This window comes from Achromobacter mucicolens, assembly GCF_029866465.1.
In the GTDB taxonomy this organism is placed as follows: domain Bacteria; phylum Pseudomonadota; class Gammaproteobacteria; order Burkholderiales; family Burkholderiaceae_B; genus Achromobacter; species Achromobacter mucicolens.
Map to the genome: position 1 here is coordinate 4417074 of NZ_CP123364.1, position 15577 is coordinate 4432650.

Consider the following 15577-nt stretch of genomic DNA (forward strand, 5'->3'; position numbering starts at 1 on the left):
AATTGCATTTTATGCAGTCAATATGCAAAACTGGCAGCTATGGAAAACACCAATGCCCCGCTGCGCCGCACGCACTTCACCCTGGACGGCACCCGGTACACCTGCCCGGACCTGCCGGCTGCGTTCGGCGCGGACTATTTCCGGTTGCCGGTCGTGCTGCGCCTGCTGCTAGAAAACGCGCTGCGCAACATGCAGGGCGCCGAGCGCGACGCCGCCGTGGCCGCCCTGTTCGGCTGGCTGGCGCACGGCACCAGCGAAGCCGAGATCGCCTTCCAACCCGGCCGCGTCCTGATGCACGACACGACCAGCACCCCCGCGCTGGTCGACATTGCCGCAATGCGCGATGCGCTGGCTGAGGCCGGCATCGATCCGGCGGTCCTGAACCCCATGCTGCCGGTTGACGTGTCGGTCGACCACTCGCTGGCCGTCGAGGCCTATGCGCGCGCCGACGCGGCGCAATGCAACCTTGACCTTGAACTGCGCCGCAATGCCGAGCGCTACCGCTTCCTGCGCTGGGCCTCCAAGGCGCTGACGAATGTGCGCATCCACCCGCCGGGCACCGGCATCATGCACACCATCAACCTGGAGCAGCTGGCCACGGTGGTCTGCCAGCAACCCGGCCCCGACGGCATCGCGCTGTATCCCGACATGATGATCGGCACCGACAGCCACACGCCGATGATCAACGGCATCGGCGTGCTGGGCTGGGGCGTGGGCGGGCTGGAGGCGCAGACCGTCATGTTCGGCATGCCGACGATGCTGCGCATTCCCGATGTGATCGGCGTGCGGCTGACCGGTGCGCTACAGCCGGGCGTGACCGCCACCGATCTGGCGCTGACCGTCACGCAGCGCCTGCGCGCCATCCACGTCTCCGGCGAATTCGTCGAATTCTTCGGACCGGGCGTGGCCACGCTGCCCGCCGGCAGCCGCTGCGTCGTCGCCAACATGGCGCCCGAGTACGGCGCCACCACGGGCTACTTTCCGATCGACGGGGAAACGCTGGCCTACCTGCGCCAGACGGGCCGCGACGAGGCGCAGATCGCGCGCATCGAGGCCTACGCGCGATGCACCGGCATCGCGCTGGATGCGAACGCCGAGCCGCGCTATACCCGCGTGGTCGACCTTGCGCTGGACGCCGTGCAGATGCACGTGGCGGGCCCCAAGCGCCCGCAGGACCTGCATCCCTACGGCCAGACCCGCGCGATTCTTGCCGCGCTGGATTTCACGCCGCGCACGCACGCGTCCCTGCCCCGCCACGCCATCGCCATCGCCGCGATCACCAGCTGCACCAACACGTCCGATCCGCGCCTGCTGACCGCCGCCGGCCTCTTGGCCCGCAAGGCGCGCCAGGCCGGCTTGCGGCCGCCGGCGTGGGTCAAGACCTCGCTCGGTCCGGGCTCGCCGGCCGCCGCCGATTATCTGGCACGCGCGGGTCTCCTGGACGACCTGGCCGCCGTGGGTTTTGACATCGTCGGCTACGGCTGCACCACCTGCATCGGCAACTCGGGCCCGCTGCCGGCCGTGGTGCGCGATGCCCTGGCCGACGGCGCGATCCACCCCGTCGCGGTGCTGTCCGGCAACCGCAATTTCACGGGGCGGATTCATCCCGACCTGGACCTGGGCTTTCTGATGTCGCCGCCGCTGGTCATCGCGTTCGCGCTGGCGGGCGACGCGGAACGGGACCTGAGCCGCGACCCCGTCCAGGTGACGCCCGACGGCCGCGCGGTGCATCTGGCGGACCTGTGGCCGACGGAAGCGGAGATCGATGCGGCCCTGGCCGCGGGGCAGCGTCCCGAGGACTATCGCGCGGCCTTCAAGATCGCCAGCGCGAATCCCGCCTGGCAGGCCCTGCAATCGCCTGCATCGGCGCGGTTTCCGTGGGACCCTGCCTCGACCGCGCTGCGCCGGCCGCCGTTTGCCAGCACCGAGGGGGGCAGCCAGCTTGGGCGCTACACCGCGTATCCGCTGCTGGTAGTGGGCGACGACGTCACGACCGACCATCTGTCGCCCGCCAGCGCGATCCCGCCCGACAGCCTGATCGCCGACTTCCTGGTCGAACGCGGCGACGACCGCAATGACCTGAATGTATTCGCCTCGCGCCGCGGCAATTGGGAAGTCATGATGCGCGCCGCGTTTTACAGCAAGAGCCTGACGAATCTGCTCTGTCCGCCGGCGCCCGTGGGCCACACCCTGCATGCGCCCAGCGGCAGACTGGAACCCATCTGGGAGGCCGCCGCACATTACGCCGAGGCCTCACAGCCGGTGGTGCTGGTGGCGGGCGCGCGCTTCGGCACGGGCTCGTCGCGCGACTGGGCGGCCAAGGGCCAGCGCCTGCTCGGCATCCGTGCGGTGCTGGCCGTCAGCTTTGAACGCATCCACCGGTCCAACCTGATCGGCATGGGCATCCTGCCGCTGCGCCTGCCGGACGGCGTAACGCCCGGCACCCTGCGGCTGGAACCGGGCGACCGGATCGACATCGATGCCGACGCCGCCGCGCTGACGCCCCGCGCCGCCATCCCGGTGCGCATTCTGCGCGCACAGGGCGGGACCGAACCGCTGACCGCCACCGCCGCTGTCGAAACGCGGCTGGAGATCCGCCTGTTGCAGTTGGGCGGCGTCATTCCCGCTATCCTGTCGGACACCCTGTCATCGGCCGTCCGCCACCCATGAGCGCGCAAACCAATACCGTCACGAAAATCCTGGACCTGATCCGGGAAGACCGCCTGCTGGAGGGCGCGCACCTGCGCGCGCAACAAATCGCCGACCGCCTGCGGCTGTCGCGGTCGCCGGTCAACGATGCGCTGGGCATCCTGGCGCAGCACGGCGTCGTGGCGCGCAAGCCCAACCGCGGGTATTTCCTGTTGCGCGACTTCGACGCGACGGGCGACGCCCCCGCGGACATCACGCCCCCGTCGGCGGACGACATCGTCACGCAGACGTACTTCGCGCTGGCCGACGAACTGCTGCGCGGCGAATTGCCCATGCAGTGCAGCGAAGCGCTGCTGCGCACGCGCTACGCGCTTACGCAGGCGCAGACGCAGGCGCTGCTGGCCCGCATCTCGCAGGAAGGCTGGGCGCAGCGCCGGCCGGGCTACGGGTGGGAATTCTCTTCCATGATGACCACGCCCGACAGCCTGCTGCAGTCCTACCGGCTGCGCCTGGCGCTGGAGCCGGCGGCGCTGCGCGAACCGGGCTTTCACATCGACAAATCCGTGCTGGCGCGCTGCCGCGCCGCCGAACTGCACCTGCTTGAGGGCGGCATCGCCACCGACACGGCCGATCAGTTGCACGATCGCGGCGTGCGATTCCACGAGTCGCTGGTGGAAGCCTCGGGCAATCCGTTCTTCATCGACACGATCAAACGTGTCAACCGCGTGCGCCGCCTGCTGTCGTACCGCTCGATGCAGGACCGCAGCCGCTACAAACAGCATTGCGATCAGCACCTGGCCATCCTGGACCTGCTGGAACGCGAGCGCAACGACGAAGCGGCCGACGCGCTGGCCGCCCATCTGCGCAGCACGCTCGACAACCTGGCCCGCATCAGCGGCATCCTGACTTCGTAGGCCGCGCGGGGCGCGGCCGCTTTCAACTGGCAGAAAAGAGGCTCGCGCCATGCATGTCTACATCGGCTCCCGGACCACCCGGGAACGCAACGCCCGCGGCGAGGGCATCAGCGTGTACGACTACGCGCCCAGCGCGGGAACGCTGACGCTCAAACAGGTCGTGGGCGGGTTGCACAACCCGTCGTATCTGTTGCCGCACCCCACCCTTGCCGTGCTCTACACCGTGCATGGCGACAGCAGCGAGGTCAGCGCCCTGCGCCGTGATCCGCGCGATGGCACGCTGACGCCGTGGCACACGCAAGGATGCGAAGGCCGCAATCCCGTGCATCTGGCGTTGGGGCCCTCGGGCCGCTACCTGATGGTGTCCAACCACCTGACGGGCACGCTGGCGGTGCTGCCGGTGGCGGCGGACGGCGCGTTGCAGGCCGTGGCGCAGACCGTGCCGCTGGCCGGCGAGCCGGGCCCGCACCGCAAGGAACAGCCGTTTTCCAAGCCGCATTTCAACGTGCTGGACCCCTCGGGCCGGTATGTCGCGGTGCCGGACAAGGGACTTGACCGGGTCTTTCTGTATGCGGCGGACGCGCGCGGCCTGGCCGCGCAGCCCGCCAGCGCCGTCGCCACGCGCGAGGGCGCGGGGCCGCGCCACGCCGTCTTTCATCCTTCCGGCCAATGGCTGTATGTCGTCAACGAACTGGACAACACCGTCACCGCGTACGCCGTGCAGGAAGGGGTCTTGCTACCCTTTCAAGTGCTGCCCACCCTGCCCGACACCTACACCGGCAACAGCCGCGCCGCCGGCATCGCGCTCGGCGCGGGCGGCCTGCATCTGTATGCGTCGAACCGGGGCGGCGACAGCATCGCGGTGTTCAGCGTGGATCCGGCCAGCGGACGGCTCGCACCGGTGCAGCACGCCCGCACCCACGGCCGCACGCCGCGCTTTTTCACACTGTCGCCCGATGGCCGGTTTCTCTTCGCGCTGAACGAAGACAGCGACACGCTGCAGCGCTTTCGCGTCGATCCGGCGCGCGGCACGCTGACGCATGACGACTACGCGCTGCCCGTTGGCAGCCCGGTATGCATGGTGTTCGCTGGCCCCTAGAAGTCCATCGACGCCGACAGCATCACGGTGCGCGGCACGCCTTGCGAGATCGTGCCGTACGACGCCACGCCGGACCAGTACGCGCGGTTGAACACGTTGACCACATTGGCGCGCAGCGTGACGTCCCGGCCCTGCACCTTCAAGGCATAGCGCGCGCCCAGGTCGAACGTCGTCCACGACGGCACGGACTGCGTGTTGGCCTGGTTGATGTATTCGCGGCCGGTATAGACCATGCCGCCCGTCAAGGTCAGCCCAGTCACCCACGGCGTATCCCATTCGGCGCCGAGATTGACCGCGACGGTCGGCACGCCCACCGGCCGGTTGCCCTGCGTGGCCGCGCTGCTGGTGCGCATCAGCTCGGCATCCAGCAGCGTCACGCCGCCCAAGAGGCGCAGGCCGCGCAACGGCTCGCCGGCCACATTCAGCTCCAGCCCGCGGTTGCGCTGCTCGCTGTCGGCGGCATACACCCCGTTCGTGAGCTGCCCGCTGGGCTTGGTGATCTCGAAGGCGCTCAGCGTCACCATCGCGCTGTCCAGCTCCACCTTGATGCCCACTTCCTTCTGCTTGGCCTTGTACGGCTTGAAGACCTCTCCCGAATTGATGGCGGTGGCGGGCGCCACGTCGCCCTTGCTCAGGCCTTCGATGTAGTTGGCGTAAAGCGACACGTTGTGCCAGGGCTTGATGACCAGGCCCGCCAGCGGCGTGGTCGCGCTTTCGTCGTAGCTGACGGTGCACACGCCCGTCGCGCCATTGAAGTTGCGCGACTCGATGCGCTGGTGGCGCAGGCCCAGCGTCAGCTGCGCGCGCTCGTCCAGGATGCTGAGCGTGTCGGCCAGCGCCAGCCCGGACAGATCGGATGAGGACACCTTGGGCACGTTGGCCGGCGCGGGAATATGCTGCTCGGGACGGGTGATCGGACGGTAGATGTTGGACGTGAGCGGCGTGCCGTTCACGCTGGCCTGGCTGTTGCGGTCGCTGTACAGGCTGCCCATGAAGCTGACGGCGTGGCGCACCGGCCCCGTGTCCAGTTTGGCGCGCAGCCCGGCGTTATAGGTGCTGCGGTCGACCTGGAAGCGGAAGTTGTTGGGCGTCACCACCGTGTCGCCGGCCTCGTTCACGATGGTGGGCGTCTGGTCCGACAGGCGCGAGACCGCGGTGTCCGAACCGCCCGCGTCCGCAAAGACGGTCAGCCGGTCGCTGATGTCGTACTCCACGCGCAAGAGCGCCGACTGGCCGTCGGACTTCCACCATCCCCACGGCTGCGTGGCATTGCGGCGGCCGTCCGCCGCGCGGGGCACGGCAATCCCGGGCGCCACCAGGAACGGCCGCGTCGGGGCGTCGATCTTCTCGTGCTGCGTCAGCAGGTCCAGCGAGGCGCGCAGCCGTTCGCCCTGGTAATCCAGCGACAGCGCGCCGATGGTCGTGCGCGAGGACATGTTGTCCAGCGGCGTATCGCCCTGCCGTTGCATGCCGTTGACCCGCACGCCCCACTCGCCAGCGTCGCCAAACCGGCGGCTCAGGTCGACCCGGGCGCCAAACTGCGAGTCGCCGACGTAATCGGCCGACACGCGGGTCAGGTCCTCGGGCAGCGCGCGTTTGGGCACCATGTTGATCACACCGCCCACGCCGCTGTTTGGCGACATGCCGTACAGCAGCGCCGCGGGCCCTTTCAGCACTTCCACCCGTTCGATGTAGTCGGTGAAGACGTGGTAGTTGGGCGCCACGCCGTAGACGCCGTCGAAGGCGATTTCACCGAGGTTGCCTTCCCCGATTGGAAAGCCGCGGATGTAGAACGAGTCGGTCACGCCGCCGATCTGGCCGGTAAAGCGCACCGACGGTTCGACGGTCAGCGCATCGGCCAGCGTCACGGCCTGACGGTTCGCCAGCAATTCCGACGTATAGCTGGTGACATTGAACGGCGTATCCATCACGTCGCGATTGCCCAGAAGGCCCAGACGCGCCCCGCGCGCCACCTGGCCGCCGGCAAATTCGGCGGGCAGCGCGGACGGGCTCACGCCTGTCCCGGCCACGGTCACCGCGGGCAGCACAGTAGTCTCGCCAGCGGCCACCGGCAGCTTGCGCAACGAGTACGCGCCGCCGCCTTGTTCCGACAGGGCGTAGCCGGACCCCGACAGCAGGCGGGCGAACCCTTCGCGCACGGTGTACGCGCCCTGCAGCCCGTCGCTATGCTGGCCCGCCACCAAGGCGGGATCGAACGACAGCGGCACCCCCGCGGTGGCGGCAAACTGCGCCAGCACGTCGCCCAGCGGTCCGGCCGCGATGGCGTAGGACTTGCGCGCGGCGGCAGCGGCGGGCTCGGCCGCGTGTGCCGGCGCCAGCGTTCCCGTGGCCGCAATCAGCGCCAGCCCAAGGCCGGCGGCCCGGACCAGCGACACCGCTGGCGATAGAACGGCAAGGCCGCGCGGCAGGCGGGGCGGACGGGAGAGTCGGGAAACCATCAAGCGATCCTTCGTGGGTATGGGGTGGCGCGCATGTCGCGGCGGTTCACCCGGTACACCGGACGAAGCGGAAAAAAGTGTCAGCCGATCGGCGATTAATGTGTAACGGCGGCGCGCGGCGCGACCGTGATCCACCACGGCGTCACTCGGCTCACCCGCACCGGCAGCGTCTTTTCCAGCATGCGCAGGCTGGCGTCGATGTCGTTCAACGGGAACGCCCCCGACACCCGCAGGCCGGCCACCGCGGGATCGCAGCGCAGCACGCCGTGGCGGTAGCGGCCCAGCTCGGCCACCAGATCGGCCAGCCGCCAGTTGCGCGCGGCCAGCATGCCGTCCGCCCACGATGCCGCCAGCGGATCAGCGGAGACGGGCGCGGCGGCCCCCTCGGCGGAAAAGACGGTCTGTTCGCCCGCGGCCAGCACCAACGGATTTGTGCCTTCCCGGGCAGGCCGGACCTCGACCGCGCCCTCAAACACCGCCACGCGGACGCGGGCGCCCTCGTCGCGCACCATGAAGCGCGTTCCCAGCGCACGCAGCACACCCTGGGTCGTCTGCACAAGGAAGGGGCGCCGCACGGGCGCGGGATCCTGCCCCGTGGTGAGTAGGATTTCTCCCGCGCGCAGCCACAGCACGCGTTGGGCAGGGGTGTAGTCGACGTCCACGGCGCTGGCCGTGTTCAGCACCAGTTGCGTGCCGTCGGCCAACGCGATGCGGCGCAGCTCGCCCGTGGCCGTGCGCAAGTCCGCGCGCCATTCTCGCCAGGGCAGTTCGCGCGCAGCCATCCAGGCCGCCGGTCCCAGCACCAGCAACCCGGCCAGCGCCCGCACGGCCTGCCGGCGCCCGGCGCGGTGCGCCTGGCGCAACGTCTGCCCGCCGATGTGCGGCGGGACCTGGCCGAAACTGCGCAACATCGTCTCGACGCGTTGCCACGCGGCTTCGTGATCGGCGCTGCGGGCCCGCCAACGGTCCAGCGCCGCGCTATCCGCCGCCGACAGCGTCTCGGACTGCACGCGCACCAGCCAGCCGGCCGCCTCTTTAAGGATGGCGGGGTCGATGACCGCGTTCATGCCGCATCCGCCTGGTAGGCGATCAGGCAGGCGGCAAAAGCAGCCTGCATGTGGCGCTTTACGGTCGAGAGCGACACGCGAAGCTGCCGGGCGATCTCGTCATAGCGCATGCCGTCGAACTGCGACAGAAGGAAGACCTCGCGCGTGCGGGACGGCAGCGAATGCAAAGCGGCGTCGATGGCGTGCAACGTTTCCAGGATCAGTGCGTGCGCCTCCGGCGAGGGGGCTTCGGCAGGCGGCACTTGCGCCACCGCGGCCAGGTAGGCGTCTTCCACCGACCGGCGGCGCCAGTGGTCCGCCACCAGGCCCTTGGCGATGTGGGCCAGCAGCGCGCGCGGCTCGGCGCCGCAGTCTTCCCGGCGCCGGCCGGCCATCAGCCGCACGAAAGTGTCGTGCGCCAGGTCGGCGGCATCGAAGGAACTGCCCAGCTTCTTGCGCAGCCATGCCGAGAGCCAGCCGTGGTGTTCGCGATAGAGCTTCGTGACGTTGTCGGCGGATGGAATTAGCGGCGCAGGCAAGGCGCACCTCGGCTTTCATGCAAATAGGAATTGTTTTTATTCTATACGAGCCGTCCGCCCCCGCGCGTGCTTCGGGGTGGTGCGATAGAATCGGACACCTTCCCGCCACAGCCACGAGTGCCATGCCGAACGACCCGTCCATGCCTCAGTTCCTTGCCAGCGGCGGGCAAATGGGCGCCCGGGTCGCCAGCCATGACTGGTCGGCCACCCCGCTCGGCCCCCTCTCCAACTGGTCCCCCTCCCTGCGCATCGCCGTCAGCATGGTGCTGTCGTCCCGGTTTCCGGCCTGTCTGGTGTGGGGCCCGGACCTGATCTCCATCTACAACGACGCCTTCGTGCCCATCCTGGGCGCCAAGCCCGACCCATTGGGCCGCCCGTTCAGCGATATCTGGCGCGAAGCCTGGTCCCAGATCGGCCCCATCGCCGAACGCGCCTTTGCCGGCGAGGCCACCTTCATCGAGGACTATCCCGTCGAGCTCGCTCGGTACGGCCGCCTGGAGCTGGCGCACTTCACGTTCTGCTATAGCCCGGTGCGCGACGAACATGGCAAGGTCGTCGGCATGATCGACACCGTCATCGAGACCACCGCGCGGGTCGAGGCCGAAAAGGCCCAGGCCGATGCGCTGCGCCTGGCGGAAGAGACCCTGCGGCAAAGCCAGAAAATGGAAGCCATCGGCCAGATGACCGGTGGCGTCGCGCACGACTTCAACAACCTGCTGACGGGGATTTCAGGCAGCCTGGAACTGCTTTCGCAACGTCTTGCGCGCGGCCTCACCGACGACCTCGACCGCCACATCGCCGTGGCAAAAAGCGGCGCCGAAAAGGCGGCCGTCCTGACGCGGCGCCTGCTGACCTTCTCGCGCACCCACCCGCTCGAGCGCACGGTGGTGGACATCAATGGCGTCATCGCCGGCATGGAAGCGTTGATCGCGCGCAGCGCCGGATCCGCCGTCACGCTGGAAATGGACTGCGCGCCCCGGTTGTGGCACGTATGGGTCGACTCGCACCAGCTCGAGAACGCCCTTCTGAACCTGTGCCTGAACGCGCGCGACGCCCTCGGCGCGTGCGGCGTCTTGCGCATCGAAACGCGCAACGTCACGCTGGACGCGCAAGCCGCAAGCGACCGTGGCCTGCAGGCCGGCGACCACGTGCTGCTGCGCGTTTCCGACACAGGCTGCGGCATGACGGCCGAAACCGTGCAACGCATGTTCGAGCCCTTCTACACCACCAAGCCGGCCGACCGCGGCACGGGTCTGGGCCTGTCGCTGGTGCACGATTTCGTCCGGCAATCGGGCGGCCATGTGCAGGTGCGCTCCCAGCCGGGCCAGGGCACCGACATCGACCTGTTTTTCCCGCGCCACGGCGGCGCCGAGATCGACATGGCATCGGCCGTCGCGGCGGCGGGCCAGCCGCCCCGCGTCCTCCAAGGGGGCACTGTCCTGTTGGCCGAGGACGACCCCGCGGTACGCGAAGTCACGGCCGAAGTGCTCAGGGAAATGGGCTACGACGTGATCGAGGCCACCGATGGCGCCAGCGCCCTGCGGCAACTGACCGCCCTGCCGCGGATCGATCTGCTGGTCTGCGACCTGGCGCTGCCGGGCGGCGTGAACGGCCGGCGCGTGGCGGAAACCGGCCGCACGATGCGGCCCGGGATGAAGGTGCTGTTCATCACCGGCTACGGCGAAAGCGCCGAAGGCGCCAATGTTCCGGCCAGCGACGCGCCGGTGCTGCTCAAACCCTTCATGCTCGATGACCTGTCGAGCCAGGTGCATGCGTTGATGCGCTGATGGGGCAGTGTTCAGGGGTGCCGGCCCCGCGTCGTGCGGATCCAGAACAGGCCGGCCGCCGACAACAGCATGGCGCACAGCAGATACGCAAAGCAGATCAGCAGGCCGAAGAAATAGTAGCGGTCGTAGACGCTGGCCGCCCACCATGCCGTGCCGCCATACACGGCCATCACGATGAACGGCAGCCACAGCACCACGATGCCTGCGCGGCGCCAGCCCGGCGTGTTCAGGCGGGGAAACCTGCCGGCCTTTACGCGCAGCACCAGGGCCAGCGCCGACAGCGCCGGCAACAGGAAGGCCAGCACCGCCAGCACCAGCAGGCCGGCATCCAGGAACGTCGCAACAAACTCGCGCAAAATCAGCTCCTTGCACAGCGCGCATCGGTGGCGCCGTCCAGGACGGTTATACACGAGCCGCCGAGAGCATCCTTACAGCCTGGGCGCGTAGCGAACCGTCAACATCACATTGCGCGGCTCGCCATAGTAGTTGTTGCCGGATAGCGTGTTGTAGGACGGCACGTAGTACTTCTTGTCGAACACGTTGTTCACGTTCAGTCCGAAGCTCAGTTCCGGCGTGGCCTGATAACCCACACGCGCATTCCAGATCGTGAATCCCGCCAGCTTGAACTCACGGTCCGAACTGGTCGTGGCGGTCTGCGTATTCACGCCGGCGCCCACGCTCAGGCGGTTCAACGAGCCCGGCAGCCTGTAATTGGCCCACAGTCGCAGCATGTGCTTGGGCGTCCAGGTGCTGAAGATCTTGCCCTGGTTGTCCGGATCTTCCAGGAACTTCGTCGTGTTGTAGGCATAGCCCGCATACAGTTCCAGCCCCTTGATCACCTCGCCGGAAATTTCGGCTTCCACGCCCTGGCTGCGGACCTTGCCGGCCGCGCGCGAGCAATACCAGCCATTGCAGGCAAATCCGGCGTCGTAATCGTTGACGGCGCGGTTCTTGTGGTCGTAGCGGAACAGCGCAAGCAGGGCGTTGACCCGGCCGTCCGCCAGTTCGCCCTTGACGCCGACCTCGTAGTTGTTGCCCTCGATCGGCTTGAGCAGGCTGCCCGATACGGTGCGCTGGGTCTGGGGCTCGAACACCGTGGTGTAGCTGCCGTAGACCGACCAGTTGTCGGTGAGCGAATACACGATCCCGGCGTAGGGAATGAAACGGCCAGACGTGGTGGATGTCGTCGTGTCGCCGCCCCCGCTGTAGCGGTAATCGAACCAGCCGACGCGACCGCCGCCGATCAGCGCCAGGGATTGGATGGGCTTGACGCGCCACGTGCCATAGATGCCCTTCTGCCGGATGTCGTAGGCGCTGCGCGAATCGTAGCCGCTGGCCTGGGCGATGGAGTCCATGTCCTGCCACGGACGGTGATGATCAAGATCGAAGATATTGCCGCCGCTCTCCCAGGCACGGGTGAACCGGTCATTCGTCGTGAGCTTGGAATAGTTGGCGCCCACCACCACCTCCTGCGCCATGCCCCAAGCGTCGAAGTCGCCCGCCACCGACATGTCCATCCCGCGCTGGCGGCTTTTGAAATCCACGCCGAAGTTGCCGTAGTTCAGACCGCTGCCGTCGCGCTGCACGGCCCCCGCAACACGCTGGTGCACGGTCGTGTTGTCTTCGTCCATCGCCACGCCGGCAAGCCTGAAACGCCACGATGCGTTCAAGCGATGCGTGACGTCGGCATTGAAGATGGTCTGGTCGTTGGTGGCCCGGTTCCAGGTCGAGCCGGTGAACGTCGAGCGCGGCAGGTCGATGCTGCCACCGTCTTCGAACCGCGGATAACCGACGAACATCGGCCGCGACCGGCTGTACCGGTTGCTCACCCCAAGGCCTACCGTCGTGGCTTCGGTAACGTCGAAATCCAGCGCGGCGTACAGGTTGCGCGTCTTGTCCCACACGTAGTCGATGTACGAATGGCTGCGATCCTCGTCCAGCACGACTCGCCCGCGCAGCGTGCCCGATTCATTGAGCGGGCCGCCCGCATCCAGCGTCAGGCCATAGTGATCCCACGACCCAACCTTGCCCGTCACAACCACCGACGGCTCCGCGCCACCCCGCTTGCGCACCAGGTTGATCGCCCCGCCCGGGCTGCCCGCGCCTTGCAACAGGCCGGCTGCGCCGCGCAGGATTTCCACGCGGTCATAAAACACCAGCGAGTCCTGCTCCCAGTTGCCCAGGCTGTAGCTGTTGCGCAGCAGGGACACGCCATCGTATTGCAAGAGGTCAACGGGAAAACCGCGGGAATTGATCGCGACGCCGGCGCCCACGCCCTGCACGCCCACCATGCCCGCCGTGTTGTTGACGGCGTCGGGCAGGCTGGTCATGTCCTGGTCGTCCATCCGCTGGCGCGTCAGCACGGTGATGGATTGCGGAATGTCCTTCAGCGCCTGCGCCGTCTTGCCGATGGTGACCGCTGGCGACGTGTACGAACCCGTCCCGTCCGTCGTGGTGTTGTAGGTGCCCGTCACCATCACGGGCGCCAGTGTCGCGGTCGTCTCGGCGGGCGCCTGCCGCAGGCGGTATCCGCCCTCGGCGCGGGCCACCGCCTGCAGTCCCGTGCCCGCCAGCAGGCGTTCCAACGCGGCCTGCACGCCATACGTGCCCGTCAGTCCCCCCGTCATGGCGCCGGCCGTCAGGCCGGGATCGGACGCCACCATCACGCCCGCCTGCACGCCAAACGTGCCGAGCGCCGCGCTCAGCGGACCGGCGGGAATGCTGAATGCCACGGTGCGCGGCGCCGGGGCCTGGGTCTGGGCCTGCACCGGCGCTGGCGCCAACACGGCCGCCGCAACCCAGGGCGCGAAACGGCGCAATGCGATGCTCAGCGCCGTGCGCCGCAGGGATGGACGGACAAGGGCCGCGGCGCGGACAGGACGAGGTGACATGAAAGGGTTCCCAGGCTCATGAAGGATCGGCGCAGCCCCAAGACACGGGCTGCTTTTCCTACATGAAGCGCGAGATCGGGATATCCGCCGTTGCGGTTACAAAAAAACCCGCTGCCACCGGGAATCGGCCTGCAACGAGGTGGCTCACGTCCGGCTCACCGTCACCCAGTAGCGGGTGTAGCGGCGCACCCGCACCGGAAGGATTTCCTCAAGCATGGCCAGCACCTTGTCGGTGTCAGCCAGCGGGAACGCGCCCACCACACGCAGCCCGGCCGCCTCGCCGGTGCAATGCAGCAGGCCCGGCCGGTAGCGTCCGAGTTCATTCAGGAATTCCGACAAGGGCATTTCATTCGCGATCAGCATGCCGTCAAGCCAGGCGGACACGCCCGGTTCCAGCGTCCGCGCCGCAAAGCCGCCGTCCACGGTGAAGTCCGCCTGTTCGCCCGCCCGCACGCGCCGCGGCGTCGCGTCCGGCGCCAAGCCGCGAACGTCCACCGCGCCTTGCAGCACCGCCACCCGCACGCGGCCCAATTCCAGATCGCGCACCACAAAGCGTGTGCCCACCGGCGTCAGCACGCCGCCACGTGTGCGCACGCTGAACGGCCGGCCATTGGCGTCGGGCGCAGTTTCGATCAGGATCTCGCCTTGCAGCAGCACCAGTTCGCGTTGGCTGGCGGTATAGCGCAGGTCGACCGCCGTGCCTGCGTTCAACTGCACCTGCGTGCCGTCGGGCAGCATCACCGACCGGCGTTCACCGGTGCCGGTGCGCAGGTCCGCGGACAACTGGCGAATCGTTTCACGCTCGCCGACGGCCCAGGCGCCCAGGCCCATGCCAACGGCCGCCACCATCAGGCGAATCGCCGTGCGCCGCGATTGGATCAGCGGCGCCTGCGCCAGGGTGCGCGATGCCACCGACGGCCCGGCCTGCGCCACGCCCGCCGCCACGTCGCGCGTCAATGCGCCAAGCCGCTGCCAAGCCAGCTCGTGGGCGGGCGCCGCCCGACGCCATTGCTCGAAGCGATCCCGATCTACGGCGCTGGCGTCTTCGCGCAGACGCGCCCACCAGTCCGCCGCTTGCCGGATCACCTTGGGGTCGATGGCGCCCGCCTCGGGTGCGTGCGGCCGCAGCAGCTTGGCGTTGTCCATGGAACCGGGATTCAGCCGTACACGGCCGTGTAGCAGTGCACCAGCGCGCGCGCCAGCGACTTCTGCACGGCGTTGGGCGTCAGGCCCAAGGCATTGCCGATCTCGGCATAGGAAAGGCCGTCGATCTGCGCCATCAGGAAGATCCGGCGGCTGGTCATGGGCAGGGTGTCCAGCAGTTCGCAAACCTCGGCAAGCGCCTCCAGAATCAGGGCGCGGGACTCGACCGAAGGCTCGACCGCCACGGGCTGCAGCGCCAGCGTCTCGGCATAGGCGGCCTCCAGCGCGGCGCGGCGTGCCCGGCCGATCAGCAAACGCGTGGCGATGGTGCGCAGATAGGCGCGCGGCTCATTGAGCGGTTCGCGGACATTGGCGCGGATCAGTCGTTCGAACGTGTCGTGAGCCAGGTCGGCCGCGTCCGACGCATTGCCCAGCTTGCGTTGCAACACGCCACGCAGCCACTGGTGATGGGCTTGGTAAACGGACTGCACCTCTGCATGAGAGGCAAACGAGGAGGATGGCATGACGGTGCGGCCCGGCGTCACCGCCTGAGAGCAAAGACAAGATGAAAATGATTCGCAATTATAAATGCGGTTTTCGTCTTTGCAAGGCGTGGCCCGCCGGCAGCCGTCTGGCCGCGCAGCCTAGTAATCCATCGGCACGTGGCTCTGCGCGGCGCGGATCTCCTGCAGATGCCGTTCGGCCTCCTGGCGCTCGACGGCGGGGGGCAAGGCGCGCCAGCTCACCAGGTTGCCCGGTGTCTTCACGGGCATCCACCCCAATACGCTGTACAGCGAAATCGCGGTGCCGCCCGTGTCCAGCCGCGTCTCGTAATAACCCTGACGATCCGGCACGGTATCGCCGGGCGTCCAATCCAACTGAGACATCCAGGTCTCCTCCTGGTGAAGCGTGTGCGCTAGGCGCCGCCGTCTACGAAAGAGCGGCGTTTCTCCGATCGTATAGCGTCCGGCCAGACTTGTCCCCGGTCAAAAAGCCGGGACAACGCATTATTGACAGAGGGGAATCCCTAGGCCGACCGCATTTTTTTGG

Annotated in this window: 12 protein-coding genes; 4 read left to right on the forward strand and 8 right to left on the reverse strand. The window is 68.2% G+C overall.

Annotated elements, in window-relative coordinates:
* Positions 1–39 precede the first annotated feature (39 nt).
* Genes acnA through QEP15_RS20300 form a run of 3 tightly spaced genes read left to right on the forward strand, consistent with a single transcriptional unit; the run spans position 40 to position 4662 of the window.
* Positions 40–2670 (forward strand): aconitate hydratase AcnA, encoded by a 2631-nt coding sequence (acnA, locus tag QEP15_RS20290; RefSeq protein ID WP_280147939.1) that lies wholly within the window; start codon positions 40–42, stop codon positions 2668–2670.
* Complete coding sequence (locus tag QEP15_RS20295; protein ID WP_226846916.1) at positions 2667–3563, forward strand: GntR family transcriptional regulator; 897 nt, start codon at positions 2667–2669, stop codon at positions 3561–3563. Before acnA ends, QEP15_RS20295 begins: the two co-directional genes overlap by 4 nt.
* A gap of 49 nt (positions 3564–3612) precedes the next feature.
* Positions 3613–4662 carry a lactonase family protein gene (locus tag QEP15_RS20300; RefSeq protein WP_280147940.1) on the forward strand — a complete coding sequence of 350 codons (1050 nt, stop codon included), beginning with the start codon at positions 3613–3615 and terminating at the stop codon, positions 4660–4662.
* Here QEP15_RS20300 and QEP15_RS20305 read toward each other — a convergent pair.
* The 3 genes from QEP15_RS20305 to QEP15_RS20315 form a co-directional block, all read right to left on the reverse strand.
* A complete protein-coding gene (locus QEP15_RS20305) occupies positions 4659–7121 on the reverse strand; it encodes a TonB-dependent siderophore receptor (protein WP_280147941.1) in 2463 nt (820 codons plus the stop codon). The genes QEP15_RS20300 and QEP15_RS20305 overlap by 4 nt on opposite strands.
* A gap of 95 nt (positions 7122–7216) precedes the next feature.
* Positions 7217–8188 (reverse strand): FecR domain-containing protein, encoded by a 972-nt coding sequence (locus tag QEP15_RS20310; RefSeq protein WP_280147942.1) that lies wholly within the window; start codon positions 8186–8188, stop codon positions 7217–7219.
* Positions 8185–8706: a sigma-70 family RNA polymerase sigma factor gene (locus tag QEP15_RS20315; protein WP_280147943.1), complete on the reverse strand. Its 522-nt coding sequence runs from the start codon at positions 8704–8706 to the stop codon at positions 8185–8187. The genes QEP15_RS20310 and QEP15_RS20315 overlap by 4 nt, the downstream gene beginning before the upstream one ends.
* A 140-nt stretch (positions 8707–8846) precedes the next feature.
* On the opposite strand from QEP15_RS20315, the gene QEP15_RS20320 reads away from it, so the two are divergent.
* Positions 8847–10493: an ATP-binding protein gene (locus QEP15_RS20320; protein WP_280147944.1), complete on the forward strand. Its 1647-nt coding sequence runs from the start codon at positions 8847–8849 to the stop codon at positions 10491–10493.
* Positions 10494–10504: 11 nt separating this feature from the next.
* Here QEP15_RS20320 and QEP15_RS20325 read toward each other — a convergent pair whose 3' ends face one another.
* The 5 genes from QEP15_RS20325 to QEP15_RS20345 all read right to left on the reverse strand — a co-directional run bounded on the left by QEP15_RS20325 (position 10505) and on the right by QEP15_RS20345 (position 15414).
* Positions 10505–10849 carry a hypothetical protein gene (locus tag QEP15_RS20325; protein ID WP_280147945.1) on the reverse strand — a complete coding sequence of 115 codons (345 nt, stop codon included), beginning with the start codon at positions 10847–10849 and terminating at the stop codon, positions 10505–10507.
* 72 nt (positions 10850–10921) lie between these two features.
* Positions 10922–13384 carry a TonB-dependent siderophore receptor gene (locus tag QEP15_RS20330; protein ID WP_280147946.1) on the reverse strand — a complete coding sequence of 821 codons (2463 nt, stop codon included), beginning with the start codon at positions 13382–13384 and terminating at the stop codon, positions 10922–10924.
* A gap of 144 nt (positions 13385–13528) precedes the next feature.
* The gene (locus tag QEP15_RS20335; RefSeq protein WP_280147947.1) at positions 13529–14530 is read right to left on the reverse strand and encodes a FecR domain-containing protein; all 1002 of its coding nucleotides are present in this window, start codon (positions 14528–14530) and stop codon (positions 13529–13531) included.
* A gap of 11 nt (positions 14531–14541) precedes the next feature.
* Positions 14542–15051: a sigma-70 family RNA polymerase sigma factor gene (locus QEP15_RS20340; RefSeq protein ID WP_280147948.1), complete on the reverse strand. Its 510-nt coding sequence runs from the start codon at positions 15049–15051 to the stop codon at positions 14542–14544.
* Positions 15052–15171: 120 nt separating this feature from the next.
* The gene (locus QEP15_RS20345) at positions 15172–15414 is read right to left on the reverse strand and encodes a hypothetical protein (RefSeq protein WP_056326242.1); all 243 of its coding nucleotides are present in this window, start codon (positions 15412–15414) and stop codon (positions 15172–15174) included.
* Positions 15415–15577: the final 163 nt, after the last annotated feature.